Consider the following 25,607-nt stretch of genomic DNA (forward strand, 5'->3'; position numbering starts at 1 on the left):
AACCAGCCAAAAGTCGTAAGGTGGAACAACCTGGATCTATAAGCCAATCTCTTCGGTTTATGCTCAGGTGGAAAGGAGGTCTTATGCGTGAAGCTGAAGACCTGCTTGTGGTGACGCAAGCGCAATACGAGCGCCTGGAACTGGAAGTGATTGGGTTACGGGATCTGGAGCCCCTGCTGGGCTCCCCGCAATATGATCGCCTGCAGGATGTGGAATTGGCACTGAAACATTACCAGCCGCAATTTCGCCCCTAAGCGATACAACACATAACCCGCATTGGCGGGTTTTTTCTTGGGCGCGTGCTTGCCAGGCGGGTCGTGGGACCCGCCGGCAGGCATCGCTTTCACTGCTGTTGCGACTGCTCTTGCTGGCGCTGGTTGCTTTGCTCGCGGCCTTGTTGCTGCTGTTGGGCAGGGCGTTGCTGGCCGTTGGGTTGCTGCTGGTTGGTCATGGTTGTCTCCTGAGGGTTGGTGGACAGCATCAGATTTGCTGCCTTGTCAGGTTAAGGCTGCAGTGGGGCGCTGGCTGTAGGCTTGCCGCTTGCCTGGCCGTAGTGGGCAGCTGTGCTCGCACGTCGCCCAACGGCGCAGCATGCTGAAGCGTTGGCGCAGGCGGTACGAACGGCTCATCCCGGGTATTTGATGGCATCGACAAACGCCGTGAAGCTGGAGACGCCTGACGACGATTGGGGGCCCTCAAACGTGGGACACCAGCCGGCCACACAGCCGCCATTGCGAACGTCGAAGATTGCCCACCATGATGAGGTCTTCCACTACCACTGAAGCCGCGCGAATGTTAAGATTCTGGATAAATGTACAGCGGAACAGGCATCTACTCGGTCCCTGAGGCATCCAAGCTCATTGGGGTTGCAACAAGGGACATTCGTCGCTGGCTTTTTGGGTACAACTACCTAAAGACGCCTGGCGATGAGTTGTCGCGTGTGTACAGTAAACCTCTTTGGAAGCATGAACTTTCGGCCGAGGAGTTCGACGAGGATGTGATAGGTTTTCGCGACCTGATTGAACTTCGCTTTATAAGAGAGTTCACTCGTCATGGGGTTTCAATTCCCATTATCAGGCGCTGTCTCGCAACCGCATCCGAAATGTATGGTGTGACCCACCCCATGTCCCTTCCTAAGTTCAAGACAGATGGGAAAACAATCTACGCTGAGGCTGCATCTGAAGAAGATCAAGAAAATTCACTGGTAGATCTTAAAAGTCGTCAATCGGTTTTTAAAGCGATTATCAAGCCCTCTCTGTACGAAGGGTTGATTTATGACGCGAATAACGAGTATGCCAATAAATGGTATCCCGCTGGAGTTAAATCACCCATTGTAATTGACCCATCTAGGCAATTTGGTGCGCCGATAATAGACAGCACTGGAACTCCCACTAGTGCGCTTTTCGCTAGCTTTTTAGCAGAGGGAGCGGATGCCAAAGCCATTGATATCACATCACGGGTTTTTGAGGTTCCTGCAAAGTCCGTGCAAGCAGCTATACGCTTTGAGGAAAACCTCAAGCGTATCGTCCATTGAATTTCATTTTTGACAATAACTTACCGCCTGCTTGGCCGGCGGCAATAGCGCTTTTGGGTCAAGATAAATACGAATCGCACTGTCATATTGGCGAAATAATTCATCTTCGAGAGAAGTTTAATGCCAACACACCCGACATTGCATGGTTGATGAGCCTGGGCCAAGACAAAGCTACCCAATGGACCATCATTTCCCGGGATGGCTTTCGTAAGCAAAATGGTGCTGAACGTCAAGTTCAACGTCAATATGGGTTGTCTGTATTTGTCCTGCAAAAATCATGGGCCAGCAAGCCTTATTGGGCGATGACATCACAGTTCGTTCATTGGTGGCCCAGGTTGGTAAAGCAAGCATGCGAGACGGAGCGTGTTGCCATGGAGGTTCCTTGGAGCATATCCGGAAAATTCTCTCAAATCTAAGTATGATATTTAGACAACCCGCCTATGCGGGTTTTTTCATGGATTGAGTATGCCTAAGCTAGCCCAGGCAAGACATAAGTCCTAAAAGTGGTACTGGTCCACATCTATCCAGCCTAGATAAATATCCACTATTCTCGGCTCGCACCTACCAGCAAGCCCCGCAACAACAAATCCAACCCTACAGCGGCCTGCTCCATGCGCGCAGCGCCATCGTCGCCCTCGGCAATCCAGAACGCCGCCTCGGCCAGGCTGCCGTAGATCAGCGACGCCAGCGCCTGCACATCGGCCGGCGCGACGATGCCTTGCGCCATCAGTGCGCTGATCAAGGTTTGCATCGAGTGCAGGCAGTGGCGTTGTGAATCGGGCGAGGCGCCGCCCAGCACGGCACGGGCATCGCGCAGCACGATGCGCTGGATCTCGGGCTCCAGGGCCATCTCCAGATAGGCGCGGCAGCGGTTGCGAAAGCCTTGCCAGGGGTCTTCGGCCTGGTCCGAGATGGCTTGCAGGCGCGCATCCATCTCGTCGTCAATCTGCGCAACCACGGCGGCCAGCAGGCCTTTTTTGTCGCCAAAGTGGTGGTAGAGCGCGCCACGGGTCAGGCCAGCCTGGGCGGTCAGGTCGTCCATCGAGGTATCGGTATAGCCGTGCTTGGCCAGCTCCTGGCGGGCGGTGACCAGCAGGCTGGCTCGGGTGGCTTCCATCTCGGCGCGGGTGCGTCGAACCATGCGCAATCTCCTTACATACAGTGCGTATGATTATTTACAAACATGGCGTATGTATATAAGATTTTATTCATACGCCTTGTATGTATTGTCGCCACCCCGGCTTGCGTTGGCAAGCCGGGGCGCAGAAAGAAACCATGCTCCAGACCTACCGAACACTGTTTGCCGCACCCGGCAGCACCGGCTTTTGCCTGGCCGGGTTGCTGGCCCGCATTCCGCTGCCGATGATGGGCATCGGCATCATCACCATGCTGTCCCAGCTGCGCGGCAGCTATGCGCTGGCCGGGGCCGTGTCTGCGGCCTTTGTGCTGAGCTATGCGCTGCTGTCGCCGCAGACATCGCGCCTGGTGGACCGCCATGGCCAGCGCCGGGTGCTGCCGCTGGCCACCGCCATCAGCCTGCTGGGCCTGCTGCTCTTGCTGGCTGCCACCTGGTGGCAGCTGCCGGACGGGGTCTTGTTTACCGGCGCGGTGCTGGCCGGTGCCATGCCCAGCATGCCGGCCATGCTGCGCGCGCGCTGGACGGCGCTGTACCGGGGATCGCCGCAGTTGCAGACCGCTTACTCGTTGGAGGCGGTGCTCGATGAGCTGAGCTTTATCGCCGGGCCGCCGCTGTCGGTGGGGCTGTGCGTGGCGGCGTTTCCGCAGGCGGGGCCGCTGGCTGCGGGCTTGCTGCTGGTATTGGGCGTGGCGGCGCTGGTGGCGCAGCGCGCGACCGAGCCTGCTGTGCAGCCTACCGCCATGCATGCGGCCGCTGTGCCGGTGATTCGCCTGCCCCATGTGGGCCTGCTGGCGCTGTTGATGGCGGCAATGGGTGCCATCGTCGGCACGGTCGATATCGCCAGCGTGGCCTTTGCGCGCATGCTGGGCCAGCCTGCCTGGGCCAGCGGGGTGCTGGCCGCCTATGCGCTGGGCTCTTGCGTGGCGGGCCTGCTGTTGGGTGCCCTCCAACTGCGGAGGCCTTTGCCGCAGCAGCTGGCGCTGGGAGGGTTGGCCACGGCGCTGACCACCTTGCCGCTGCTGCTGGTGGACAGCATCCCGGCGCTGGCTGGCGCGGTGTTGCTGGCCGGCCTGTGCTTTGCACCCACGATGATCGTTGCGATGTCGCTGGTCGAGCGCCTGGTGCCTGCCCGGCGCCTGACTGAGGGCATGACCTGGCTGCTGGCGGGTCTGAATGTGGGCGTGGCCCTGGGCGCAGCGGCATCGGGCCAACTGGTAGATGGCTTTGGCGCGCGGGCGGCCTTTGCGGTGGCCTTGGTGGCGGGCGCCCTGGTGCTGTTGCTGGCGCTGTGGGCCGCACGGCGCCTGCGGCAGCCTTTGCTTGGGGTGGCTGATGGCAGCGCTGCGCCTGCATCCCATGCCGCTTGATACGGCAACGTCTTTTGCCATGGCCAGGAGCCACTACATGTCTGCATCTACCTCCACCCACCCACAAGATCCATCCCGCAACCCCTGGCCAGCAGTCATCGCCGCCGGCCTGGCGACCTTTGCCGTCGTCACCACCGAGATGCTGCCGGTCGGCCTGCTGACGGCGATTGCGCCTGCGCTGGGCATCTCCACTGGCGAGGCCGGCTGGATGATGTCGCTGCCGGCGTTGCTTGCAGCGGTGTTTGCGCCGCTGGTGGTGCTGGCGGCTGGAAATATGAACCGGCGCCGCATCTTGGCAGCGCTGCTGGCGCTGTTGGTGCTGGCCAATACCGCATCGGCGCTAGCGCCTAGCTGGGGCTGGATGCTGGCCGCCCGCGTGCTGCTGGGTTTGTGCATTGGCGGCATCTGGGCGGTGGCGGGGGGATTGGCGGCGCGCCTGGTGCCAGCGGCTGCCGTCGGGCTCGCCACCTCCATCATCTTTGGCGGGGTGGCCGCCGCATCGGTGCTGGGCGTGCCAATGGGCGCGCTGATCGGGGAGGGGGCCGGCTGGCGCTGGGCCTTTGGCGTGATGGCCTTGTTCAGCCTGCTGGTGCTGGCCCTGCATCTATGGGTGATGCCGGCCTTGCCGGTCCGCAGCGCACTGGGGCTGCGGCAGTTTCTGGCACTGCGCAGCAACCGCGCGTTGCAAACGGGGCTGGTGTTGACCTTGCTGCTGGTCGCAGGGCACTTTATGGCCTTTACCTTTGTGCGGCCGCTGCTGCTGGAGGTGTCGGGTGTTGATGCGCAGTGGATTGCGGCCTTGCTGCTGGCCTATGGGCTGGCCGGCATGGCCGGCAATTTCATCGCAGGCCTGGCGGCGGCGCGCAGAACCAGGCTGACGGTGGCCGCCGTTGCCCTGGGGCTGCTGCTGGTGCCGCTGCTCTGGCTGGTGTTTGGCGGCTCCCACACAGGTGGGCTTGCGCTGCTGCTGTTCTGGGGCCTAGCCTATGGCGGGGTGTCCGTCGCCTTGATGACCTGGATGATGAAGGCGGCGCCCCAGGCGATGGAGGTGGCGGCAGCGCTGTATGTCGGCGTCTTCAACACCGGCATTGCGCTGGGTGCCTGGGCGGGAGGGCAGGTGGTGGATGGCTGGGGCTTGTCGGCCATGCTGTGGCCGGCCGCCGGCTTGGCGGCAGCAGCCTTGGTGTTGGCGACCGGGCATGCAGTGCGGCAGCGGCGCATGGGGACGCGCTAAAGGTAATGGCGCCCCGCCGCTGAGCGGTGACTCACGATCAGTGCCCTTCGCTGGCCACCGCGCCACTGCGGTGCCCCACGGTGGCCTGTTGTTGATCTCGGCTGCGCAGTAGCACCACCGCCAGCGCTGCGGCCAGCACCAGCCCCACGGCGGTGGCCATCACGGCCATAAAGCCCTGGTCAAAGGCGGCATGGGCCAGGCCCAGCAGCTGGCTGGCGGCCTCGGGCGGCAGCTTTTCTGCGGCCAGCAACGCGGCATCAATGCCATCGCTGGCGCCGGTAGCCTGCAGGTTGGCCGGCAGCACCAGGCTGCTGGTATAGCGCCAGGACAGCACGCTGCCCAGGAGCGCCACGCCCAGCACGCCGCCAAACTCGTAAGACACCTCTTCGACCGAGGCGGCCATGCCGGCATGCTCAGGTGGTGCGCTGTTCATCACCGCATTGGATGCGGCGGTGATGGTGGCGCCCACACCCAGGCCCAGGACGGCCAGCACGGCGATCTTCTGCAGGCTGTGGGCGTCCGCGTTGAGGCTCATCGTCAAGGCACAGAGCGCCACGGCGCTGACCACCAGGCCCGCCAGAATCAGCCGCTGCGTGCCAAAGCGCGACAGCGCCCAGCCGGCAATGGGGCCGGCCACAAAGGCCGCCACCGGGATTGGCAGGATCGCCAGCCCTGCTTGCAGCGGGCTCAGCCCCAGCACCAGTTGCAGGCGCTGGCTGAACACCAGTTCCACGCCCACCAAGGCGACGGCGGCCACCACGGCGGCAATCACACCGCCCGAGAACGTGGGAATGCGGAACAGGCGCAGCTCGATCAGCGGCTGGGGCCGGCTGAGCTGGCGGCGGATAAAGACCGCCAGCACCACGGCGCTGAGGATGCCCATCAGCGCGGCAAAGCCCAGTGACGGCGCAGGCTTGGCCAGCTCCTTGATGCTGAGCACCAGACTGACCATGGCCACCATGGCCTGCAGCGAGCTGGTGTAGTCCCAGCCAGCCAGGCTGGCCTTGTGCTGGAGGCGGTCTGCGGGAATCAGCCACACGGTCAGCACCAGGGCCAGCGCCACGATGGGCACATTGACCAGGAAGACCGAGCCCCACCAGAAGTACTCCAGCAGCAGGCCGCCGACGACGGGGCCCAGCGCCGCGCCGCCCGAGGCGACCGAGGCCCAGATGCCAATGGCCACCGCGCGCTCGCGCTGGTCGGGAAAGCTCATGCGGATGATGGCCAGGGTGGCTGGCATCATGATGGCCGCGCCCACGCCCAGCAGCGCGCGGGCGGCAATCAACATGCCTGCATTGGGCGAATAGGCGGCCGCCAGCGAGGCGATGCCAAAGACCACCAGGCCGAGCATGAACATGCGCCGGTAGCCCAGGCGGTCGCCTAAGGCGCCGGTGCTCAGCAGCAGGCCGGCGACGACCAGCGCATAGGCGTTGACGATCCACAGCTTCATCGAGGTGGAGGGGGCCAGGTCATGGGTGAGTGTGGGCAGTGCCGTGTAGAGCACCGTCATGTCGACGACGATCAGCAGCAGGGCCATGGATACGATGGCCAGTACCAGCCATCTTCTGGAATGCAGTGCCATGGTCAGACTCCCAGTTCTTTCATCATCGTGACGGACACGGGCTGGCAGCCCAGGCGCTCGAACAATCGGTGCGCGCCATGGTTGCCGATACCGCTTTCCAGAAACAGGCGTTGCAGCCCTTCGGCCTGCAACTGCGCGCAGACCCAGCCAAACAGCGCCTGGCCCAGGCCCTGGCCGCGTGCGGCGGGGCTGACGACCAGGTCATCCAAGGTGGCAAATGGGGTGGGCGCGCGCTGCTCCTCGTCGAGCGAGACAAAGGCGATGCCGACCAGCGCATCGCCCTGGTGGGCAGTGGCGATGCGCTGCATCGCGTTGGCCTCGGGCGTGGCGAGGGTGGCCTCAATCTGCAGGGCCATGTTGTCGGCGAGATGGGGGCTCCATTGGCCCGGTGCGATGGCGCGCGGGGACTGCAGCTCGCCATGGGAGATGTAATGGGGACTGAGCTGGCCCATGAACAGCGCCAGGATCGCAGGCGACTGTGCGGGGTCGTGGCACCAGGCCATCGTCAGGGCGGGTGCTTGTTGGTTGGTCGATTGCATGGCCCGAATATTGCGCCATAAAAATAGATCGATAAAGTTGGAATCCATCAATAAAACAGATGGATGCGTTACAGTGCCAGGCTATGGAATGGACCGTTGAACAATTGCGGCAGTTTGTGGCCACCGCCGACAGTGGCTCTTTCTCAGCCGCTGCACGCGACCTGGGCAAGGCGCAGTCTGCTGTCAGCACCGCGGTGGGCATGCTGGAGGTAGACCTGGGTGTCGTGCTGTTTGACCGCTCGCACCGCAATGCCCAACTGACCGATGCGGGCCGCGTGCTGCTGCTGGAGGCGCGCGAGCTGCTGCGCCAGGCCGAGCAGCTGGACCAGCGCGCGCAGGCGCTCAGCGGCGGGGCCGATGCCGAGCTGGCGCTGGCCATTGACGAGGCGCTGCCCTATACCGCTGTGGCGACCATGCTGCGCGAGATGGCGCAGCGGTTCCCGAGCCTGGAGTTGCTGCTGCTCAACGGCACTGCGACCGAGGTGGCCGACTATGTGGCCCAGGGGCGCGCCGGCATCGCCATCCACATCGACCGGGGCCCCGTGCTGCACCATTTTGAGCAGCGCCACCTGGGCACCGTGCCCCAGGGCGTGTTTGTGGCCGCCGACCACCCGCTGGCCGATGGCCAGGCTGTGAGCCTGCAGGCGCTGGCCCAGCACCGCCAGCTGCTGATGCATACCGAGGACGTGCATGAGCGCGCCTACAGCCCGCGCGTCTGGCGCTCGGACAGCTTCTACAACATTGCAGACATGGTGGCCGACAACCTGGGCTGGGCGGTGCTGCCCGTCAATATTGCGCACTACGAAGGCAACCGCCAGGCGCTGCGCGAAGTGCCTTGCCCGGCGCTGGCGCTGCCCCGGCTGTCGGTGCGCATGCTCTGGCGCCAGGGGGCGCAGCGCAGCCCGACGGCGAAGTATGTGGAAGCGCGCTTTGGCCAGTTGTTGGCGGCTATTTAGTGTGAGCCATAGGGAGTGAAGCGGCTGGCGTTTTCATCGACAACCAGCCCCTTGCCCACATACGGAAAAGCCCGCTGCGGGCACTGCGTGCGCTCGCAAACCTTGCAGCCCATGCCGATGGGGGTGGCAGCTTCCGGGTCTTCCAGCGCGATGCCCTTGGCATAGACCAGCTGCGGGGCATGGCGCAGGTCGCAGCCCAGGCCGATGGAAAAGGTTTTGCGGGGGGCGCCATAGCCGCGCTGCCCGCCGGAAACGCTGCGGGCGATCCACAGATAGCGCCGGCCATCGGGCATGGCCGCCAGCTGCGCGAGTACCTGGCCGGGCTGGCCAAAGGCCTCGTAGACATTCCACAGCGGGCAGGTGCCACCGGTGCGGCTGAAATGGAAATGCGTGGCCGACTGGCGCTTGGAGATATTGCCGGCCCGGTCCACGCGCACAAAGAAAAAGGGCACGCCGGGGTTGTCCGGTCGCTGCAAGGTGCTGAGCCGGTGGCAGACGGTTTCAAAGCCGACGGCAAAGCGCTGGCCCAGCAGGTCGATGTCGTAGCGCAGCGCCTGGGCCGCCTGCAAGAACGGGCCATAGGGCAGCAGCAGCGCGCCGGCAAAGTAGTTGGCCAGACCCAGGCGCGCCAGCCGCTGCGCGGCAGGGTCGCCGGCCAGCGCGGGCACGCGGATGAGGCTGTCGAGTTGGGGGCCGATCTCCAGCAGCGCCAGCTGCGTGGCCAGCTGAAAGGCCTGCTGGGCCGGCGCCAGCGTGGGTGACAGCTGCAGCAGGCGCGAGGCCGGGTCAAACTGGCGCTTGCTGGCACCTGCGCTTTGCACCTGCTGCACCTGGACCTGGTGCTCGCGCTCCAGGCGCTGCACGAGCCAGTCCACCAAGGGGCCGCCCTGGGCCTGGGCCTGCATCGCCAGGTCTTCGGCCGCGCGGTCCACCGCGTCGAAATAGTTCTGGTGCGAAAAAAAGAAATCGCGCACCACCTCGAACGGCATGGCGGTCGGCCCCTTGGCATGGGCACGCTCATCGCTGCGGTCGTCACCCAGCTGCAGCGACAGCGCTTCGAGCCGCTCCATCGTGTCCAGATGGCGGCGGTACAGCGCCACCACCGCCGCGCCCAGCGCCGGCATTTGCGCGGCCACCTCTTGCAGCTCGGGCAGGGCGATGGCCTCGGGCGCATCGGCCAGGGCTTCGCGCAGCCCCGCCACCAGACGTGCTTCCTCGTCTTCGGAAAACTGCTGGATGTCCACCCCCAGGCTGCGGTGCAGCTTGAGCAGCACCGACACCGTCAAGGGCCGCTGGTTTTGTTCCAGCTGGTTCAGGTAGCTGGGCGACAGGCCCAGCGTATGGGCCAGCGCGATCTGCGACAGGTTGCGCTCGGCCCGCAGCTTGCGCAGCTTCACGCCCATGAAGGTTTTTTTCATAGCCAGGTCTCTTGTTTCATCCGGGGGTACTAACAGCGCCAAGGTTTTGCCAATTTTGTGGATTCTATCAATTCGCAAAATTTGCAAAATGGCCATTTTCATTCGCAGAAATTCGCCATTTCAGTGCTATCCACGACATGGCATTTTGCGTAAATTGCGAAGCATGACAAAACCCATCGGCATTGTTGAGCTGCAGGAACTGGTACTGCCGGCGCAGGCCAACCACCACGGCACGCTGTTTGCGGGCCAGGGTCTGCAGTTGATGGCCAAGGCCGCGTTTCTGGCGGCCCGCAGCCTCGCGCAGCGTGAGGTGGTGATGGCGGCCGTCAGCCGTGTGGACTTTGTGGCACCGGCACCGGTAGGCCATGGCCTGACCCTGCGTGCCTGGGTCAGCCGGGTGGGGCGCAGCTCGATGACCGTCTGCGTCACCGGCCTGGCGGACCTGCCCGGTACGCCGCCAGAGGAAATTCTCAAAGGTTTGTTTGAAATGGTGGCCGTCGATGCCAAAGGCCGGCCAGTCTCTCTTGATTGCGCATATTTGAACCAGGAAACCCCGCTATGACCACCACGACCACCGAGGCCACCACGCCTTCAGCCTTCAAACCCAAGAAATCGGTAGCGCTCGCCGGCGTGACGGCGGGCAACACGGCGTTGTGCACCGTGGGGCGCAGCGGCAATGACCTGCACTACCGGGGCTATGACATTCTGGACATGGCCCAGGTCTGCGAGTTTGAGGAAATTGCCCACCTGCTGGTACACGGCAAGCTGCCCAACCGGGCAGAAATGCGGGCCTACAAGGACAAGCTCAAGGCGCTGCGCGGCCTGCCCGCCAGCGTCAAGCAGGCGCTGGAGCAGCTGCCGGCGGCCAGCCACCCGATGGATGTGATGCGCACGGGCGTATCGGTGCTGGGCTGCACCCTGCCCGAGAAGGACGACCACAACCTGCCCGGCGCCCGCGATATTGCCGACCGCCTGATGGCCTCGCTGGGCTCGATGCTGCTGTACTGGTACCACTTCAGCACCTCGGGCAAATGCATCGATGTGGAGACCGATGACGACTCCATCGGCGCGCATTTTCTGCACCTGCTGCATGGCAAGAAGCCCAGCGCGCTGTGGGAGCGGGCCATGCACACCTCGCTCAACCTGTATGCCGAGCATGAGTTCAATGCCTCGACCTTCACCGCCCGTGTGGTGGCTGGCACCGGCAGCGACATGTATTCGTCGATCACTGGCGCGATAGGCGCGCTGCGCGGCCCCAAGCACGGCGGCGCCAACGAGGTGGCCTTCGAGATCCAGAAGCGCTACGACAGCGCCGATGCCGCCGAGGCCGATATCCGCCGCCGGGTGGAGAACAAGGAGGTGGTGATCGGCTTTGGCCACCCGGTCTACACCGTTAGCGACCCGCGCAATGTGGTCATCAAGGGCGTGGCCAAGGAGCTGTCGCTGGAGGCCGGATCGACCAAGATGTACGACATTGCCGAGCGTCTGGAGACGGTGATGTGGGAGGTCAAGAAGATGTTCCCCAACCTCGACTGGTTCAGCGCCGTGAGCTACCACATGATGGGCGTGCCGACTGCGATGTTCACGCCGCTGTTTGTGATTGCGCGCACCAGCGGCTGGGCGGCGCATGTGATTGAGCAGCGGGTGGACAACAAGATCATCCGCCCCAGCGCGCATTACACGGGGCCGGAAGACCAGGTGTTCCAGCCCATCGACCAGCGCGGCTGAGCGGCTACCGGCCGACTCGACCTTCTCCCGATCCCTATAGAAATAGCGACACCGTGCGGGTGGCCTGCCCGCCGGTTTGCACTGCCCCATGAACACCGATTACAGACAAGCACTGGCCGGCACCGGCCTGGATTATTTTGATGCGCAGGCGGCGGTCGATGCGCTGGCGCCCGGCGCCTGGGCCCGCCTGCCGTATACGGCGCGGGTGCATGCCGAAAACCTGGTACGCCGCGCCGACCCGGCCCAGTTGCCAGACTACCTGCGCCAGCTGATCGAGCGCAGGCGCGATACCGACTTTCCGTGGTTTCCGGTGCGCGTGGTCTGCCATGACATCCTGGGCCAGACCGCCTTGGTGGACCTGGCGGGCCTGCGCGATGCGATTGCCCAGGCGGGCGGTGACCCGGCCGCCGTCAACCCTGTTGTGCCTGTGCAGCTGATCGTGGACCATTCGCTGGCCGTGGAATGCGGCGGGTTTGACCCCCAGGCCTTTGAGAAGAACCGTGCGATCGAAGACCGCAGAAACGAGGACCGCTTCCATTTCATCGAATGGAGCAAGAAGGCCTTTGCGAACGTGGACGTGATCCCGGCGGGCAACGGCATCATGCACCAGATCAATCTGGAGAAGATGTCGCCGGTGGTCTATGTGCAGGATGGCGTCGCCTTTCCCGACACCTGCGTGGGCACGGACAGCCATACACCGCATGTGGATGCGCTGGGCGTGATTGCGGTGGGCGTGGGCGGCCTGGAGGCCGAGAATGTGATGCTGGGCCGGGCCTCGTGGATGCGGCTGCCCGACATTGTCGGCGTGGCCCTGAGCGGCCGGCCCCAGCCGGGTATTACCGCGACCGACATTGTGCTGGCGCTGACGGAGTTTTTGCGCCAGCAAAAGGTGGTGGGCGCCTATGTGGAGTTTTATGGCGAGGGCGCGCGCAGCCTCTCGATTGGCGACCGCGCCACCATCGCCAATATGTGCCCGGAGTATGGCGCCACTGCCGCGCTGTTTGCGGTGGATGAGCAGACCTTGGCCTACCTGCGGCTGACCGGCCGCGATGAAAAGCAGGTGCAGCTGGTCGAGACCTATGCCAAGACCGCCGGCTTCTGGGCCGACAGCCTGGCCCAGGTGAGCTATGAGCGGGTGCTCCAGTTTGACCTGTCGACCGTGGTGCGCAATATGGCCGGCCCCTCCAACCCCCACCGCCGCCTGCCGACCTCACAGCTGGCCGAGCGTGGCATTGCCGGCGCCGAGCCCCTGGCGCTGGCGCGCGCGCAGGTGGCGCAGGGCCTGCTGCCCGATGGCGCCGTCATCATCGCCGCCATCACCAGCTGCACCAACACCAGCAACCCGCGCAATGTGATGGCCGCGGCGCTGCTGGCGCGCAATGCCCGGCGCCTGGGCCTGGTGCGCAAGCCCTGGGTGAAGACCTCGCTCGCGCCCGGCTCCAAGGCGGTGGAGTTGTATCTGCAAGAGGCTGGGCTGCTGGAGGACCTGGAGGCGCTGGGTTTTGGCATCGTCGCCTTTGCCTGCACCACCTGCAATGGCATGAGTGGCGCGCTCGATCCCCGCATCCAGCAGGAGATCATCGATCGCGACCTGTATGCCACGGCCGTGCTCTCGGGCAACCGCAATTTCGATGGTCGCATCCACCCCTATGCCAAGCAGGCGTTTCTGGCCTCGCCTCCGCTGGTGGTGGCCTATGCGATGGCGGGCACGGTGCGCTTTGATATCGAGAAGGATGTGCTGGGCATCGTCGATGGCCGGGAGATCCGGCTGCAAGACCTGTGGCCCAGCGATGCAGAGATCGATGCCGTCGTGGCCCAGGCTGTGAAGCCAGCGCAGTACCGTGCGGTCTACGAGCCCATGTTTGCGCTGCGGGTGGACGATGGCGAGCAGGCCGAGGCGCAGTATGCCTGGCGCCCCGAGTCCACCTATATCCGCCGGCCGCCGTATTGGGACACCGAAGGTGTGGGCGCGCTGGCCGCGCATCCGCGCAGCCTGCAGGGCATGCTGCCGCTGGCGCTGCTGCCGGACAACATCACCACCGACCACCTCTCGCCGTCCAACGCCATTCTGGCCAGCTCGGCGGCCGGGGAGTATCTGGCCAAGATGGGCCTGCCCGAGGAGGACTTCAACTCCTACGCCACCCACCGGGGCGATCACCTGACGGCGATGCGCGCCACCTTCGCCAACCCTCAGCTTGTCAACGAGATGGCGGTGGTGGATGGCCAGGTGCAGAAGGGCTCGCTGGCCCGCATCGAGCCCGAGGGCCGGGTGGTGCGCATGTGGGAGGCGATGGAGACCTATCTGGCGCGCCGCCAGCCGCTCATCATCATTGCCGGCGCCGACTATGGCCAGGGCTCCAGCCGCGACTGGGCCGCCAAGGGCGTGCGCCTGGCCGGGGTGGAGACGGTGGTGGCCGAGGGCTTTGAGCGCATCCACCGCACCAACCTGATCGGCATGGGCGTGCTGCCTTTGGAGTTCAAGCCCGGCACCACGCGCAAGACGCTGCAACTGGATGGCACGGAGACCTATGATGTGGAAGGTGAACGCACACCGCTGGCCACGCTGAGCCTGGTGGTCCGGCGCCGCAACGGCCAGACCGACCGGGTGCCGGTGACCTGCCGCCTCGATACCGGCGAGGAGCTGTCTGTCTACGAGGCAGGCGGTGTGCTGCAGCGCTTTGCGCAGGATTTTCTGGCATCCCGCGCTGCGCAAGCCGCCCCGGTGTGAATGCCCCCGCTTTTTTCTGAACGACCATGACAACCCTGACCGCCCATCCTCCCCAGATCAAGATCCCCGCCATCTATATGCGCGGTGGCACCAGCAAGGGGGTGTTCTTCCATGTGCCGGATTTGCCGCTGCCCGCGCAGCAGCCCGGCGCGGCGCGCGATGCCATCTTGCTGCGCACCCTGGGCAGCCCCGACCCCTATGGCAAGCAGATCGATGGTATGGGCAATGCGTCGTCGAGCACCAGCAAGGCCGTGCTGCTGGCCAGGAGCACGCAGCCTGACCATGATGTGGACTACCTCTTTGGCCAGGTCGCTATCGACAAGCCCTTTGTGGACTGGACTGGCAACTGCGGCAACCTGTCGGCCGCCGTCGGCCCCTGCGCGATCGCGATGGGCCTGATCGACCCGGCCCGCATCCCGCAGGACGGCCTGTGCACGGTGCGCATCTGGCAGGCCAATATCGGCAAGACCATCATTGCCCAGGTGCCTATCCGTAACGGACAGGTGCAGGAGACCGGCGACTTTGCGCTGGACGGCGTGAGCTTTCCGGCCGCCGAGGTGCAACTGGCCTTTATCGACCCCGCCGATGAGGGCGAGGACGGCGGCGCGATGTTCCCCACCGGCCAGCTGGTGGACCAGCTCGATGTGCCAGGGATAGGCAGCTTTGCCGCCACCTTGATCAATGCGGGCATTCCGACGATCTTTCTGAACGCACAAGACCTGGGCTACAGCGGCCGGGAGCTGCAGGGCGACATCAATGGCGATGCCCGGGCCTTGGCGCTGCTGGAGGCCATTCGTGCCCATGGTGCGCTGAAGATGGGCCTGATCCAGGACCTGAGCGAGGCCGCCAGCCGCCAGCACACGCCCAAGCTTGCCTTTGTGGCGCCGCCGGCCAGCTACACGGCATCTAGCGGCAAGGCGGTGGCGGCGCAGGATGTGGACCTGCTGGTGCGCGCGCTGTCGATGGGCCAGCTGCACCACGCGATGATGGGCACCGCAGCGGTGGCGATTGGCACGGCTGCAGCCGTGCCGGGCACCCTGGTCAACCTGGCCGCCGGCGGGGGCGAGCGCAGCGCGGTGCGTTTTGGCCACCCCTCGGGCAGCCTGCGGGTGGGGGCCGAGGCACGTCTGCAGGATGGCCAGTGGGTGGTGGCCAAGGCGCTGATGAGCCGCAGCGCACGCATTTTGATGGAAGGCGCCGTGCGGGTGCCGGGCGATTGTTTTTGAACAGGGGACTGTGGAATGGATACCAAGAAACTGCTGAAAGACATGGTGGCGGCACGCCGGGGCGTGCTGGTGCCGGGGGCTTTCAATGCGCTGTCGGCCAAGGTGATCGAGGACCTGGGCTTTGAGGCCATTTATGTGACCGGGGCGGGCGTGACCAATATGTGGTTTGGCATGCCAGACCAGGGCTTTATGGGGCTGGCCGAGATTGCCGACCACACGGCGCGCATCCGCGACACGGTTAGCGTGCCCTTGCTGGTGGATGCCGATACCGGTTTTGGCAATGCGCTCAACGTCTACCACACGGTGCGCACCCTGGAGCGCGCTGGTGCCGACTGCATCCAGTTGGAGGACCAGGTGGCGCCCAAGCGCTGCGGGCATTTCAACGGCAAGGAGGTGATCTCCACCGAAGAGGCGGTAAGCAAGATCAAGGCCGCCGTTGATGCCCGGCGCGACCCCAACCTGCTGATCATGGCGCGCACCGATGCGGCGGCCACCCATGGCTTTGAGGCGGCGGTGGAGCGTGCCCAGCGCTTTGCCGAGGCCGGGGCCGACATTCTGTTTGTCGAGGCTGTCACCACGGCCGAAGAGATCCGGGCACTGCCGACCCGGCTGGCCACCCCGCAGCTGATGAACATGGTGATTGGTGGTAAGACCCCCATTTTTGATGCCGAGCAGCTGGGCGAACTGGGCTACGGCATCGTGCTCTATGCCAATGCGGCGCTGCAGGGCGCCGTGGCCGGCATGCAGAACACCTTGACCGTGCTGCGCGACGAGAAGGCGGTGCAGGAGTCCAGCGGCTTGGTGGCGACCTTTGCCGAGCGCCAGCGCCTGGTGGGCAAGCCCGCCTGGGATGCACTGGAGAAGCGCTTTACCTGATCGTCGCCGCTGGTTGCCGCCATGCGGGGGTCATGAAACTGTCATGGCGCTGAAATTCACCATTTTCAGTGAGGGGCAAGGGCATGGGCTTGCGGAATAATTGCAGCACTTGGAATATGAACGGACCCCATGCCCACCCAGATGCTCACCGCCGATCTCGCACTGCCCGCACCCGTACTGGTGGTGGAGGACAATCCGCTGGTGCGCAACCGGCTGCAGGGCCTGCTGCAGCAGCTGGGTTACAGCAGCGATGCGCTGGTGATGGCCGGCTCGCTGGCCGAAGCGCGCGCTTACCTGGCGGGCGAGGCGCACACGGTATCGCTGGTGCTGGTCGACCTGGGCCTGCCCGATGGCAGCGGTGTGGAGCTGATCGAAGAACTGCATGCCCAGGCGCCCAACCTGCCGATGCTGGTGGTATCGGCCTGGAGCACGCAGGAGATGATCTGGGCCGCGTTGCGCGCAGGCGCCGTAGGCTATGTGCTCAAGGAGCGCGACGACATGGAGATGGCCATGGCCTTGCGCAGCGTGCTGCGCGGCGGCGCGCCCATCGACCCCTTTATTGCGCGGCGCATCATTGAGGAGCTGCCGCTGCAAGCCCCGCCTGCCGTGCAGGCGGCGGACGACCCCGGCTTGAGCGCCCGCGAGCACACCATCTTGCACCTGGTGGTCGAAGGCCTGAGCAACCGCGAGATTGCCGAGCGGCTGTTCCTGTCGCGCTACACGGTGGAATCGCACATCAAGAATGTCTACCGCAAGCTGTCGGTGTCCTCGCGCACCCAGGCAGCGCAGGAAGCGCGCCGGCGCCGTCTGGTGGATTGAGCCACGCAGCGCTCAGCCCTTTCTCGCTTTTCCCGAAATCGCCCACCCATCCGATCTGGAGTGACTGACCGTGCCCCACACTTATTTTGATCCGCCTTTGCTGATTCGAGACGGCATGGGCACATGGGTCGATACGCAGACGACGCCCTATGTCTGCAATATCGATGGCATGCCCACATTCAAGGAAAAGCTTCCTGCAGGGGTCAAGGAACTGCAGCCGGTGGCCGGCAGTCCGGTGGCCGGCAGTCCGGTGGCGGGGACGCTTGAGCCTTCCTGGGGGCGCGGTTACCAGGTCAGTGGCACGCATAGCCAGCCGCCGACAAAATTTGGTGAGGAGACCAAGTTGGAGTTCCTCGCCACCGAGGTGGTGTATGAGCCGCTGTGGGCCACGCGCGAGGCAGCGGCTGCCTTTGGCATCACCTTGATCGAGCCGGGGCAGGGGCTGCGCATGCAAAGCCCGATCCGCCATCTGGAGAACACCCCGTTCGAGTACGGCATGTTTGCCGGCCAGCAATGCCCCTATCTGGACGAGGAGCACCGCAACCAGTTGCAGCCCACGGTGTGCACCGATCTGGAGCACCATGATTTTCCGCATGTGTTCTCTTCGGTGGATCCCCAGCTTCCGCTGGTGATTTCGGTCGGGCGCTATTGGCCGCAGCGGGCTAAAATCTTTCTCGCCGATCTTTGGGTGCCGCAAGCCATGGCCCTGTACATTCCGCCCAGGCCCAAAAATCCCCATGCGGCCTATATGGATCTGCATGGCAATCGCAATTCAGCCCTGGCCTGTTGGCGCGGTGGCACGCAAAGAAGCGTGCAGACCCTGACCTTGCTGCCCAAGGACAGCGGCTACTTCTATTGGTTCTGGAATGCACTGCCGACGGTTCACCCTTTGTTGAAGTAACACTGACACCTCTATGCTCGATACGCAGCCCCGCCTACGCACCCTGGAGCCAGACACCCACAACGGTCTCTACCAGACGCTGCTGGAGTCCACCTTGGCGATTCCGTTCCGCATCGATTGGGCGAGCAAAAAGTACACCTATGTGGGGCCGCAGATCGAGGCGCTGCTGGGCTGGACCCCGGACAGCTGGCAGACGGTGAACGACTGGGCCGAGCGCATCCACCCCGACGAGCGCGACACGACGGTCAACCGCTGCGTGGAACTGTGCCTGGCAGGGGTTGACCACGAGGCTGAATACCGGGCACTGACCAGCGACGGCAACTTTGTCTGGGTGCGCGAGGTGGTGCATGTGCTTTGCGATGCGCAGGGCGAGACCACGGGGCTGATCGGTTTCACCTTCGACATCAGCGAGCAGAAAAAGGCCGAGCAGCTGCGCGCCGAGCTGGATGCGCAAAAGCTGTCGAATGCGCGCCTGCAGGAGCGCCTGAACCTGACCCATGACCTGCATGACGGGCTGGGCGGCTCCTTGGTACACATGATTGCCGCCGTGGAGCAGGGCGGCGATGGCGGCCTGACCCGGCCCCAGGTGCTGTCCATGCTCAAGCATATCCGCGATGACCTGCGCCAGACCATCGACAGCAACTCCTCCGCCCAGGTGCGTGTGCCTGCCTCTCCGCAGGAGTGGCTGGCACCGCTGCGCCACCGCTTTGCCAACCTGTTCGATGCGCTCGACATCCGCTGCGACTGGCAGTACGCGCCCGCCTGGCGCACGCCACCCGATGCGCTGCAGTACCTGGCGATGACGCGCCTGGTCGAGGAAGCGCTCACCAATGTGATCAAGCACAGCCAGGCGCGAAACGTGCGCCTGTCCTTCCTGCAGCCCGAGGCCGATGACCTGGTGCTGGAGATCGAGGACGATGGCGTGGGCTTTGATGTGGCCGCCGTGGACGCCTCGGGCCTGGGCATTGGCATGCGCTCGATGGCCGTGCGTATCGGCCGCGTCGGCGGTGTGCTGGAGATCGACTCCGAGCCGGGACGCACCCTGCTGACCGCGCGGCTGGCTTTGCGCCAGTCCTGACTCTCCCAACGGAAGGGCCGTATACCTCGGCCTCTTTTTCCAATCCAGCGTTACTTTTGAAAACTAGGGTCAACCCGAATTCGTTTATATTGTTCAGCGGTGACTGAACAATATGAATGAAGGGCGGTGGCTGTGACCCAGCAGGACAAGGCAAAAGCGGCATTGGAGGCGCGCGAGCTGTTCATCGAGCGCAATGCGATCCAGGCGGAGACGGGCGGTTTGCCCCGTATTGCAGGGCGCCTGATTGGCATTTTCTTGCTGGATGGCGGGCCCATCAGCTTTGCCGAACTGGCCGAGCGCATGCAGGCCAGCCGGGCCAGCGTGAGCACCAATACCCGCTTGCTGGAGCGCCTGGGCATCATTGAGCGGGTGGCGATGCGCGGTGAGCGCCAGGATTTTTTCAGCCTGCGGGCCAACCCCTTCTTGATCGTGCTGGAGCAAAGCATTGCCGATTGCCAGCGCTTTACGACCTATGTGGACGAGTTGCTTGCAGCCAGCCCGCTGCCTGCTGACGCCACTGCGCGCCTGCAGCAGGCGCAGGAATTCCATGCGGTGACGGCCCAGACCTTGCAGGAGCTGCTGGCCAAGCTTGCTGAGCGGCAAACGCAGACGGCCGCCCAGGCGGTGCCTGCCAAGCGGAAGGGCCCTGCGGCTCCGGCCCCTGCAGCTGCACCCAAAGCCCGCACAGCGCGCAGCACGGCAGCCCGCCGCACCACCAAAGACTGAGGCCCCTGCGATGAAACACGTTCTATGGGCGGCAGCGCCGCTGTGCCTAGCGGCTTTGTCGGGTTGCTCCTCGGTGCCGGATGCGCGCGCGCCAGCGCCGGTGGTGGCTGCGCAGTTTTCGGTCGCGCCTGCTGCGGCTGACCCTCAGGCTGCGCCGCAGCTCAATACCTGGTGGACCTTGTTCGAGCAGCCGCTGCTCAACCGCCTGGTGGACCAGGCCTTGGCCGCCAGCACGGAAGTACGCATGGGCCTGGCACGGGTGCGCGAGGCCCGGGCGCTGCGCGAAGCCGCGCTGACGCAGTACCAACCCCAAGGGGGGCTGCGTGCCAGTGGCGACCACCGCAAGGTGCAGCGCCTCGGCGGTGCAGCGGAGGGCGGCATCGGCCTGGGCCGGCAAAGCAGCGCCGGGCTGGACTTGCAGGTGTCCTGGGAACTGGATGTGCTGGGCCGGGGCGATGCGCTGGCGCGCCAGGCCGATGGCGACTATGGTGCGGCGCTCTATGGTGCCTATGGCGAGCGGGCCACCTTGGTGGCCGAAGTGGCGCGCAGCCTGTTTGAGGCCCAGCGCCTGACCGCTGCGCTGGCCGATGCGCAGGCGACGATCACCATCCAGACGCGGCTGCAGCAGGTGCTGGCGCGCAAGCTCGAGCGTGGCCTGGTGGCGCTGGCCGATGTGGCGCGGGTCGATGCCAGCTTGCTGGCGGCCCAGGCCAATGCGCTGGTGCTGCAGTCGCAGCTGGATGCCGCACGCCGCGCCTTGCTGGTGCTGGTAGGGCAGGGCGACCAGCCCTTGTCCGCGCTGGTGCTGGACGACAGCCAGACCCAGGCGCCGGCGCTGCCGCAAGCCTTGCCGGCGGATTTGCTGGCGCGGCGCCCCGATGTGCTGCAGGCCCAGGCGCAGATGGATGCGGCCGCTGGCGGGCTGGAGCTGTCGCGCCTGGCGCTGCTGCCCAGCATCACCCTGACCCCCGGGCTGGGGCTGAACTGGCAAAAGCAGGGCGCGTCGCTCAGCACCGGGCTGTGGTCGCTGGCAGGCAATGTGGCCATGCCGGTGCTGGACCGGCCGCGTTTGCTGGCCAATGCCCGCGCCCTGGGCGCCCGCGCCGAGCAGGCGGTGATCGCCTATGAGCAGGTGGTGCAGCGCGCGTTCTCCGAAACGGACCAGGCGCTGCTGCGCATGGCGCCGGACCGGCAAAGGCTGCAGGTGCTGGCGCAGGCCGAGGCACGCGCGCAGACCGCCTATGAAGCGGCACGCAAAGGCTATGAGGCCGGTTTTTTTGACCTGGTCGTGGTGCTGGATGCCGAGCAGGTCTACCGCGACTCGCGCGGTGGCCTGACCCAGGCGCGCGCCGAGGCGCTGGCGCATGCGGTGCAGGTGTTCCAGGCGCTGGGCGGCGGGTGGCCCCGGGATGCGCTGGGCGCTGAAACACAGAAGACGAATTGAGAGGGATGCAATGCTGCAATCAATGAAAAGCGGATGGCGTGTGGGCCTAGGGCTGGGCCTGGGGTCGGTCGCGCTGCTGGGGCTGGTGGCCTGCTCGGAAGGCACGGCCAACAAGACCCCCAAGCCGGTGGCCGAGGTGGTGCGCACGGTGAGCGTGGCACAGGTGGAGCTGCGGCCCATGGGCGGGGTGCAGCAGGCATCGGGCCTCTTGGTGGCGCGCGAAGAGATCGCCATTGGCCCGGAGCTGGGTGGCTACCGGGTGGCGGCACTGCTGGCCGATGAGGGCGACACGGTGCGTGCCGGCCAGCCGCTGGCGCGGCTGGACGATGGCCTGCTGCAGGCCAAGATTGCCCAGGCCCAGGCCAGCTTGGTGCAGGCCCGGGCGCAGGCCAAGCAGGCCCAGGCCGAATCGGCGCGGGTCGAAGGGCTGGACGGCCAGGGCGTGCTGTCGGACGAGCAGATCCAGCAGCGCCGCACCGCTGCAGCCAGTGCCAATGCAAATGCCGATGTGGCCGCTGCCAACCTGGCCGGGCTGCGCGTGGAGGCCGAGCGCATGGTGCTGCGCGCGCCGGTGGCCGGTGTGGTGCTGCAGCGCAATGTGCGCCGTGGCGATGTGGCCAGCCCCGGCGGCGAAGCCATGTTCCGCCTGGCGCGGGACGGCATGGTGGAGCTGGCCGCCGAGGTGCCCGAGGACCAGGTGGACCGCATCCAGCCAGGCAACAAGGTGGCCGTGACCCTGGCTTCTGGCGTCGAACTGGAGGGCCAGGTTCGCCTGCTGTCGCGCCGGGTGGACGACAAGACCAAGCTGGCCCAGGTGCGCGTGGTGCTGCCGGTGCGGGCCGATCTGCGCCCGGGCGGCTTTGCCCAGGCGCGTTTTGCGCAGGCTGCGGCCCCGGTGGCGGCGGTGCCGGAAAAAGCCATTCACTTTGAAGCCGGTGGCCCGCAACTGGCCACCATTGATGCGGACAGCCGCATCCGCAAGCTGCCGGTGAGCCTGGGCGCCCGCGCCCAGGGCTGGGTAGCCTTGCGCGATGGCCCACCAGTGGGCACCCGCCTGGCCTTGGGCGGTGGCGCCTTTGTGCTGGAGGGAGACCGGGTACAGGTCAGCACCACGGCCAAACCGGCGGCAGAACCCAATGCGCAGCCACCCGCCAAGGCGGCAGACAGTGCTGCAGCGGCCGGAGGCCAGCCATGAAGCTGCGTATCTCCGCCTGGTCCATCCAGAACCCGATCCCCGTGGTGGTGCTGTTCATCGCCATCATGGTGGCCGGCCTGATGGCCTACCGGGTCATGCCGATCAAGCTCTACCCGGATGTGTCCTTTCCGATCGTGCAGGTCGCAGTCGCCTTGCCCAGCGCGGCAGCCACCGAGGTGGAAACCCAGGTCACCCGCGTGGTGGAAGACGGCGTGGCCAATGTGGCCCGCGTCAAGCATGTGATCTCTACCGTCACCCAGGGCATGTCCCTGACCTTGGTGGAGTTCGAGATCGGGCTGGACCCGCAGCGGGCTGTGGACGAGGTGCGGGCCGCCATTGACCGGGTGCGTGCCAACCTGCCGGCGAGCATTGAGCCACCGATTGTGGAGCGCCTGGATTTTGATGCGCTGCCCTTGCTGACCTATGCGGTATCGGCGCCGGGCATGGACGATGTGGAGCTGAACTGGTTCATCGAAGATGTGGTGGCGCGCAAGCTGGTGGCCCAGCCAGGGGTGGGCCAGGTGACCCAGGTGGGTGGCGTGGCGCGTGATATCACGGTGACCCTGGACCCCGCCCGCTTGCAGGCATTGGGCCTGACGGCTGTGGCCGTGAACGATGCGCTGCGTGCCCACAACCTGGATGCATCGGGTGGCCGCACGCAGATTGGCGCGCAGGAGCAGCAGGTGCGTATCCTTGCTGCTGCCCCGTCGGTGCAGGAGCTGGAGCAGCTGGTGATTGCCACACGTGACGGCCGCCATCTGCGGCTGGGCGATGTGGCCACCGTGGCCAGCGGCGCCAGCGACCGGCGTGGTTTTGCGGCCTTGAATGGCGAGGCGGTAGTGGGCTTTCAGGTGATGAAGACCAAGGCCGCATCGGACGTGGATGTGGAGACGGCGGTGGCCAAGGCGGTGGCAACCCTGGCCAAGGAGCAGCCGGGTGTCTCCTTCCAGCTGGTGTCATCGGGCGCCAAGAACACGCGCGAGAGCTTTGATGCCACGGTGGCGACCTTGCTCGAAGGCATGCTGCTGGCGGCGGTGGTCGTCTTCATGTTCCTGCGCGACTGGCGCGCGACGGTGATTGCCGCCGTGGCCATGCCGATCTCGCTGATCCCGACGTTTGCGGTGATCCACTGGCTGGGCTATTCGCTCAATATGCTGTCCTTGCTGGCGCTGACTCTGGTGATCGGCGTGCTGGTCGATGACGCCATCGTCGAGGTGGAGAACATCCAGAAGCGGGTGCAGGCGGGGGCATCGCCCTGGCGTGCATCGATGGAAGGGGCGGACGCGATTGGCCTGGCGGTGGTGGCCACCACCCTGGCGATTGCCGTGGTGTTTTTGCCGGTCGCCTTTATGGGCGGCTATGCCGGGCCGTATTTCCGCGAGTTCGGGGTGACGGTGGCCGTGTCGGTGATGTTCTCGCTGCTGGTGGCGCGGCTGTTGTCGCCGCTGATGTGCGCCTATTTGCTCAAGCCCTCGGCACAGCCCCATCCGCACAAGCCCTTTGTGGGCCGCTACCGCCGGCTGCTGGAATGGGCGCTGGCGCACCGCTGGCTGTCGCTGACGGCGGGGGTGCTGATTTTTGCCGGCTCGCTGATGCTGGCCTCGCTGCTGCCGACCGGCTTTGCGCCCAAGGGCGATGGCGGCACGGTGCAGATCAGCCTGCAAGGGGCGCCGGGCGCCACCACGGAAGACATGCGCGCCTCAGCCGCCAGCCTGACCCGTTTGCTGCGCCAGCAAGGCGATGTGCAGGATGTGTTTGTCAGCGTGGGCAGCAGCCAGCGCGATGGCGACCCGCGCAAGGGCAGCGTGATTGTGCAGCTCAAATCGCCGCGCTCGATGACGACCAAGGCCTTCCAGGACCATATGCGGCCCTTGCTGCTGCAGGTGCCTGATGTGCGGCTGAGCTACAGCGAAAGCGAGGGCGGCGGCACGCAGAACCTGCAGGTGATTCTGGGCGGCCATGATGGCGAGCTGCTGCGGCGCACGGCCGCCGATGCCGAGCGACAGCTGCGCAGCCTGCCGATGCTGGCCAATGTGCACCAGGTGGCGCCCAACCCCGGCCCCGAGCTGGTGATACGGCTCAAGCCCGATGCGGCTGCCCGCCTGGGCGTGACCCCCGATGTGGTGGCCGAGGTGGCACGCATGGCCAGCCTGGGCGATCTGGATGCGACGGCCTCCAAGTTCAACACCGGGCGCCAGCGCCTGTCGGTGCGGGTGCGGTTGCCGCAGGATGCCTTGCGCGATCTGGACGGTATTGGCGCGCTGCGCGTACCCACGGGGCAGGGCGGCACGGTGCCTTTGTCGGCGGTGGCGGACATGCATTTTCAGGTGGGCGAATCGCACATCGACCGCTTTGACCGCGAGCGCCGCATCACCTTGGAGGCGGAGGTCAATGGCGTGTCGCTGGGCCAGGCCAATGCGGCCGTGGATGCGCTGCCGTTCTTGAAGAACCTGCCCGAGGGGGTATCGCGCCCGCTCTATGGAGATGCCGAGGGCATGCAGGAGCTGTTTGCGAGCTTTGGCCTGGCCATCATGGCAGGGGTGGGGCTGATCTTTGGCGTGCTGATTCTGCTGTTCCGCAGCTTTGTCAAGCCTGTGGTGATCCTGGCGGCGCTGCCGCTGTCACTGGCGGGCGCCTTTCTGGCCTTGCTGGCGACGGGTGGGGAGCTGAACCTGCCGGTGCTGATTGGCTTGCTGATGCTGATGGGCCTGGCGGCCAAGAACTCGATCCTGCTGGTGGAGCACGCGGTGGAGGCCGAGCGCATGGGCAAGAGCCAGACGGAGGCCCTGCTGGAAGCCGCGCATGAGCGGACCCGGCCGATCATCATGACGACGATCGCGATGGCCATGGGCATGCTGCCGACGGCGCTGGGCGTGAGCAGCGGTTCGGAGTTCCGCCAGCCGCTGGCCGTCGCCGTCATCGGCGGGCTGGTGTCGTCCACGGCGCTGTCACTGGTGCTGGTGCCAGTGGTCTATGCGGTCATGGATGATTTCGAGAACTGGCTGCGGCCCAAGCTGGCCCGCTGGGTGACCCTGCCCAGTGCCCAGGAAAAGCGGGCGCTGGAAGCCCTGCATTAAGCGCGGCTGGCAAGCCGCTCCCGGCCGGCCCTGATGCAGGG

22 protein-coding genes are annotated in these 25,607 nt (G+C 65.4%); 18 read left to right on the forward strand and 4 right to left on the reverse strand.

The annotated features are described in order from the left end of the window. Positions 1 to 83: 83 nt before the first annotated feature. From LPW39_RS13640 to LPW39_RS13650, 3 genes are all read left to right on the forward strand, one after another. A complete protein-coding gene (locus LPW39_RS13640; protein ID WP_230775814.1) occupies positions 84 to 254 on the forward strand; it encodes a hypothetical protein in 171 nt (56 codons plus the stop codon). A 557-nt stretch (positions 255 to 811) separates the two neighbouring features. After that, on the forward strand, positions 812 to 1,534 hold the full coding sequence (locus tag LPW39_RS13645; protein WP_230775816.1) for a DUF433 domain-containing protein: 723 nt from the start codon (positions 812 to 814) through the stop codon (positions 1,532 to 1,534). Beyond that, complete coding sequence (locus LPW39_RS13650; protein ID WP_230775818.1) at positions 1,531 to 1,950, forward strand: PIN-like domain-containing protein; 420 nt, start codon at positions 1,531 to 1,533, stop codon at positions 1,948 to 1,950. The genes LPW39_RS13645 and LPW39_RS13650 overlap by 4 nt, the downstream gene beginning before the upstream one ends. Before the next feature lie 128 nt (positions 1,951 to 2,078). Here LPW39_RS13650 and LPW39_RS13655 read toward each other — a convergent pair whose 3' ends face one another. After that, positions 2,079 to 2,675, reverse strand: a complete 597-nt coding sequence (locus LPW39_RS13655) for a TetR/AcrR family transcriptional regulator (protein ID WP_230775820.1) — start codon at positions 2,673 to 2,675, stop codon at positions 2,079 to 2,081. 134 nt (positions 2,676 to 2,809) lie between these two features. Here LPW39_RS13655 and LPW39_RS13660 point away from each other — a divergent pair, with 134 nt between their 5' ends. Continuing rightward, on the forward strand, positions 2,810 to 4,039 hold the full coding sequence (locus LPW39_RS13660) for an MFS transporter (protein ID WP_230775821.1): 1,230 nt from the start codon (positions 2,810 to 2,812) through the stop codon (positions 4,037 to 4,039). A gap of 37 nt (positions 4,040 to 4,076) precedes the next feature. Further along, positions 4,077 to 5,273 carry an MFS transporter gene (locus tag LPW39_RS13665; RefSeq protein WP_230775823.1) on the forward strand — a complete coding sequence of 399 codons (1,197 nt, stop codon included), beginning with the start codon at positions 4,077 to 4,079 and terminating at the stop codon, positions 5,271 to 5,273. A gap of 37 nt (positions 5,274 to 5,310) precedes the next feature. Here the strand turns inward: LPW39_RS13665 and LPW39_RS13670 are convergent, their stop codons facing one another. Both LPW39_RS13670 and LPW39_RS13675 read right to left on the reverse strand, forming a co-directional pair. After that, a complete protein-coding gene (locus LPW39_RS13670; protein WP_230775825.1) occupies positions 5,311 to 6,855 on the reverse strand; it encodes an MFS transporter in 1,545 nt (514 codons plus the stop codon). 2 nt (positions 6,856 to 6,857) lie between these two features. Then, positions 6,858 to 7,394, reverse strand: coding sequence for a GNAT family N-acetyltransferase (locus LPW39_RS13675; protein WP_230775834.1), 537 nt, complete (start codon positions 7,392 to 7,394; stop codon positions 6,858 to 6,860). A gap of 83 nt (positions 7,395 to 7,477) precedes the next feature. On the opposite strand from LPW39_RS13675, the gene LPW39_RS13680 reads away from it, so the two are divergent. Then, positions 7,478 to 8,350, forward strand: coding sequence for a LysR family transcriptional regulator (locus LPW39_RS13680; RefSeq protein WP_230775836.1), 873 nt, complete (start codon positions 7,478 to 7,480; stop codon positions 8,348 to 8,350). On the opposite strand, the gene LPW39_RS13685 is transcribed toward LPW39_RS13680, so the two are convergent. Beyond that, the gene (locus LPW39_RS13685; protein WP_230775847.1) at positions 8,347 to 9,768 is read right to left on the reverse strand and encodes a short-chain fatty acyl-CoA regulator family protein; all 1,422 of its coding nucleotides are present in this window, start codon (positions 9,766 to 9,768) and stop codon (positions 8,347 to 8,349) included. The genes LPW39_RS13680 and LPW39_RS13685 overlap by 4 nt on opposite strands. Before the next feature lie 163 nt (positions 9,769 to 9,931). Here LPW39_RS13685 and LPW39_RS13690 point away from each other — a divergent pair, with 163 nt between their 5' ends. From LPW39_RS13690 to LPW39_RS13745, 12 genes are all read left to right on the forward strand, one after another. After that, entirely contained in the window at positions 9,932 to 10,330 is a 399-nt protein-coding gene (locus tag LPW39_RS13690; RefSeq protein ID WP_230775849.1) for an acyl-CoA thioesterase, read from the forward strand. Then, complete coding sequence (gene prpC / locus LPW39_RS13695) at positions 10,327 to 11,496, forward strand: bifunctional 2-methylcitrate synthase/citrate synthase (RefSeq protein ID WP_230775851.1); 1,170 nt, start codon at positions 10,327 to 10,329, stop codon at positions 11,494 to 11,496. The genes LPW39_RS13690 and prpC overlap by 4 nt, the downstream gene beginning before the upstream one ends. A gap of 88 nt (positions 11,497 to 11,584) precedes the next feature. After that, a complete protein-coding gene (gene acnD, locus LPW39_RS13700) occupies positions 11,585 to 14,224 on the forward strand; it encodes a Fe/S-dependent 2-methylisocitrate dehydratase AcnD (protein ID WP_230775853.1) in 2,640 nt (879 codons plus the stop codon). Between the two features lie 26 nt (positions 14,225 to 14,250). Then, on the forward strand, positions 14,251 to 15,450 hold the full coding sequence (gene prpF, locus LPW39_RS13705) for a 2-methylaconitate cis-trans isomerase PrpF (protein ID WP_230775855.1): 1,200 nt from the start codon (positions 14,251 to 14,253) through the stop codon (positions 15,448 to 15,450). A 15-nt stretch (positions 15,451 to 15,465) separates the two neighbouring features. Beyond that, a complete protein-coding gene (locus LPW39_RS13710; RefSeq protein WP_230775857.1) occupies positions 15,466 to 16,326 on the forward strand; it encodes an isocitrate lyase/PEP mutase family protein in 861 nt (286 codons plus the stop codon). 129 nt (positions 16,327 to 16,455) lie between these two features. After that, positions 16,456 to 17,145: a response regulator gene (locus tag LPW39_RS13715; protein WP_133856590.1), complete on the forward strand. Its 690-nt coding sequence runs from the start codon at positions 16,456 to 16,458 to the stop codon at positions 17,143 to 17,145. Positions 17,146 to 17,215: 70 nt separating this feature from the next. After that, positions 17,216 to 18,046 carry a hypothetical protein gene (locus tag LPW39_RS13720; RefSeq protein ID WP_230775859.1) on the forward strand — a complete coding sequence of 277 codons (831 nt, stop codon included), beginning with the start codon at positions 17,216 to 17,218 and terminating at the stop codon, positions 18,044 to 18,046. Positions 18,047 to 18,059: 13 nt separating this feature from the next. Then, positions 18,060 to 19,124, forward strand: a complete 1,065-nt coding sequence (locus tag LPW39_RS13725; protein WP_230775867.1) for a PAS domain-containing sensor histidine kinase — start codon at positions 18,060 to 18,062, stop codon at positions 19,122 to 19,124. A gap of 126 nt (positions 19,125 to 19,250) precedes the next feature. Then, positions 19,251 to 19,850 carry a GbsR/MarR family transcriptional regulator gene (locus tag LPW39_RS13730; protein ID WP_230775868.1) on the forward strand — a complete coding sequence of 200 codons (600 nt, stop codon included), beginning with the start codon at positions 19,251 to 19,253 and terminating at the stop codon, positions 19,848 to 19,850. Between the two features lie 10 nt (positions 19,851 to 19,860). Next, entirely contained in the window at positions 19,861 to 21,294 is a 1,434-nt protein-coding gene (locus LPW39_RS13735) for an efflux transporter outer membrane subunit (protein ID WP_230775869.1), read from the forward strand. 22 nt (positions 21,295 to 21,316) lie between these two features. Then, positions 21,317 to 22,489, forward strand: a complete 1,173-nt coding sequence (locus LPW39_RS13740; RefSeq protein ID WP_230775870.1) for an efflux RND transporter periplasmic adaptor subunit — start codon at positions 21,317 to 21,319, stop codon at positions 22,487 to 22,489. Beyond that, on the forward strand, positions 22,486 to 25,566 hold the full coding sequence (locus tag LPW39_RS13745) for an efflux RND transporter permease subunit (RefSeq protein WP_230775871.1): 3,081 nt from the start codon (positions 22,486 to 22,488) through the stop codon (positions 25,564 to 25,566). The genes LPW39_RS13740 and LPW39_RS13745 overlap by 4 nt, the downstream gene beginning before the upstream one ends. Positions 25,567 to 25,607: the final 41 nt, after the last annotated feature.

Origin of the sequence: Comamonas koreensis (assembly GCF_021026195.1) — a bacterium.
GTDB classification, from domain to species: domain Bacteria; phylum Pseudomonadota; class Gammaproteobacteria; order Burkholderiales; family Burkholderiaceae_C; genus Comamonas; species Comamonas koreensis.

Coding starts and splice junctions, on each gene's coding strand:
- LPW39_RS13690 (WP_230775849.1), top strand. CDS start 9,932: ATGACAAAACCCATCGGCATTGTTGAGCTGCAGGAACTGGTACTGCCG.
- LPW39_RS13745 (WP_230775871.1), top strand. CDS start 22,486: ATGAAGCTGCGTATCTCCGCCTGGTCCATCCAGAACCCGATCCCCGTG.
- LPW39_RS13660 (WP_230775821.1), top strand. CDS start 2,810: ATGCTCCAGACCTACCGAACACTGTTTGCCGCACCCGGCAGCACCGGC.
- prpF (WP_230775855.1), top strand. CDS start 14,251: ATGACAACCCTGACCGCCCATCCTCCCCAGATCAAGATCCCCGCCATC.
- prpC (WP_230775851.1), top strand. CDS start 10,327: ATGACCACCACGACCACCGAGGCCACCACGCCTTCAGCCTTCAAACCC.
- LPW39_RS13675 (WP_230775834.1), bottom strand. CDS start 7,394: ATGCAATCGACCAACCAACAAGCACCCGCCCTGACGATGGCCTGGTGC.
- LPW39_RS13655 (WP_230775820.1), bottom strand. CDS start 2,675: ATGGTTCGACGCACCCGCGCCGAGATGGAAGCCACCCGAGCCAGCCTG.
- LPW39_RS13640 (WP_230775814.1), top strand. CDS start 84: ATGCGTGAAGCTGAAGACCTGCTTGTGGTGACGCAAGCGCAATACGAG.
- LPW39_RS13680 (WP_230775836.1), top strand. CDS start 7,478: ATGGAATGGACCGTTGAACAATTGCGGCAGTTTGTGGCCACCGCCGAC.
- LPW39_RS13740 (WP_230775870.1), top strand. CDS start 21,317: ATGAAAAGCGGATGGCGTGTGGGCCTAGGGCTGGGCCTGGGGTCGGTC.
- LPW39_RS13645 (WP_230775816.1), top strand. CDS start 812: ATGTACAGCGGAACAGGCATCTACTCGGTCCCTGAGGCATCCAAGCTC.
- LPW39_RS13685 (WP_230775847.1), bottom strand. CDS start 9,768: ATGAAAAAAACCTTCATGGGCGTGAAGCTGCGCAAGCTGCGGGCCGAG.
- LPW39_RS13670 (WP_230775825.1), bottom strand. CDS start 6,855: ATGGCACTGCATTCCAGAAGATGGCTGGTACTGGCCATCGTATCCATG.
- LPW39_RS13725 (WP_230775867.1), top strand. CDS start 18,060: ATGCTCGATACGCAGCCCCGCCTACGCACCCTGGAGCCAGACACCCAC.
- LPW39_RS13715 (WP_133856590.1), top strand. CDS start 16,456: ATGCCCACCCAGATGCTCACCGCCGATCTCGCACTGCCCGCACCCGTA.
- LPW39_RS13735 (WP_230775869.1), top strand. CDS start 19,861: ATGAAACACGTTCTATGGGCGGCAGCGCCGCTGTGCCTAGCGGCTTTG.
- LPW39_RS13710 (WP_230775857.1), top strand. CDS start 15,466: ATGGATACCAAGAAACTGCTGAAAGACATGGTGGCGGCACGCCGGGGC.
- acnD (WP_230775853.1), top strand. CDS start 11,585: ATGAACACCGATTACAGACAAGCACTGGCCGGCACCGGCCTGGATTAT.
- LPW39_RS13665 (WP_230775823.1), top strand. CDS start 4,077: ATGTCTGCATCTACCTCCACCCACCCACAAGATCCATCCCGCAACCCC.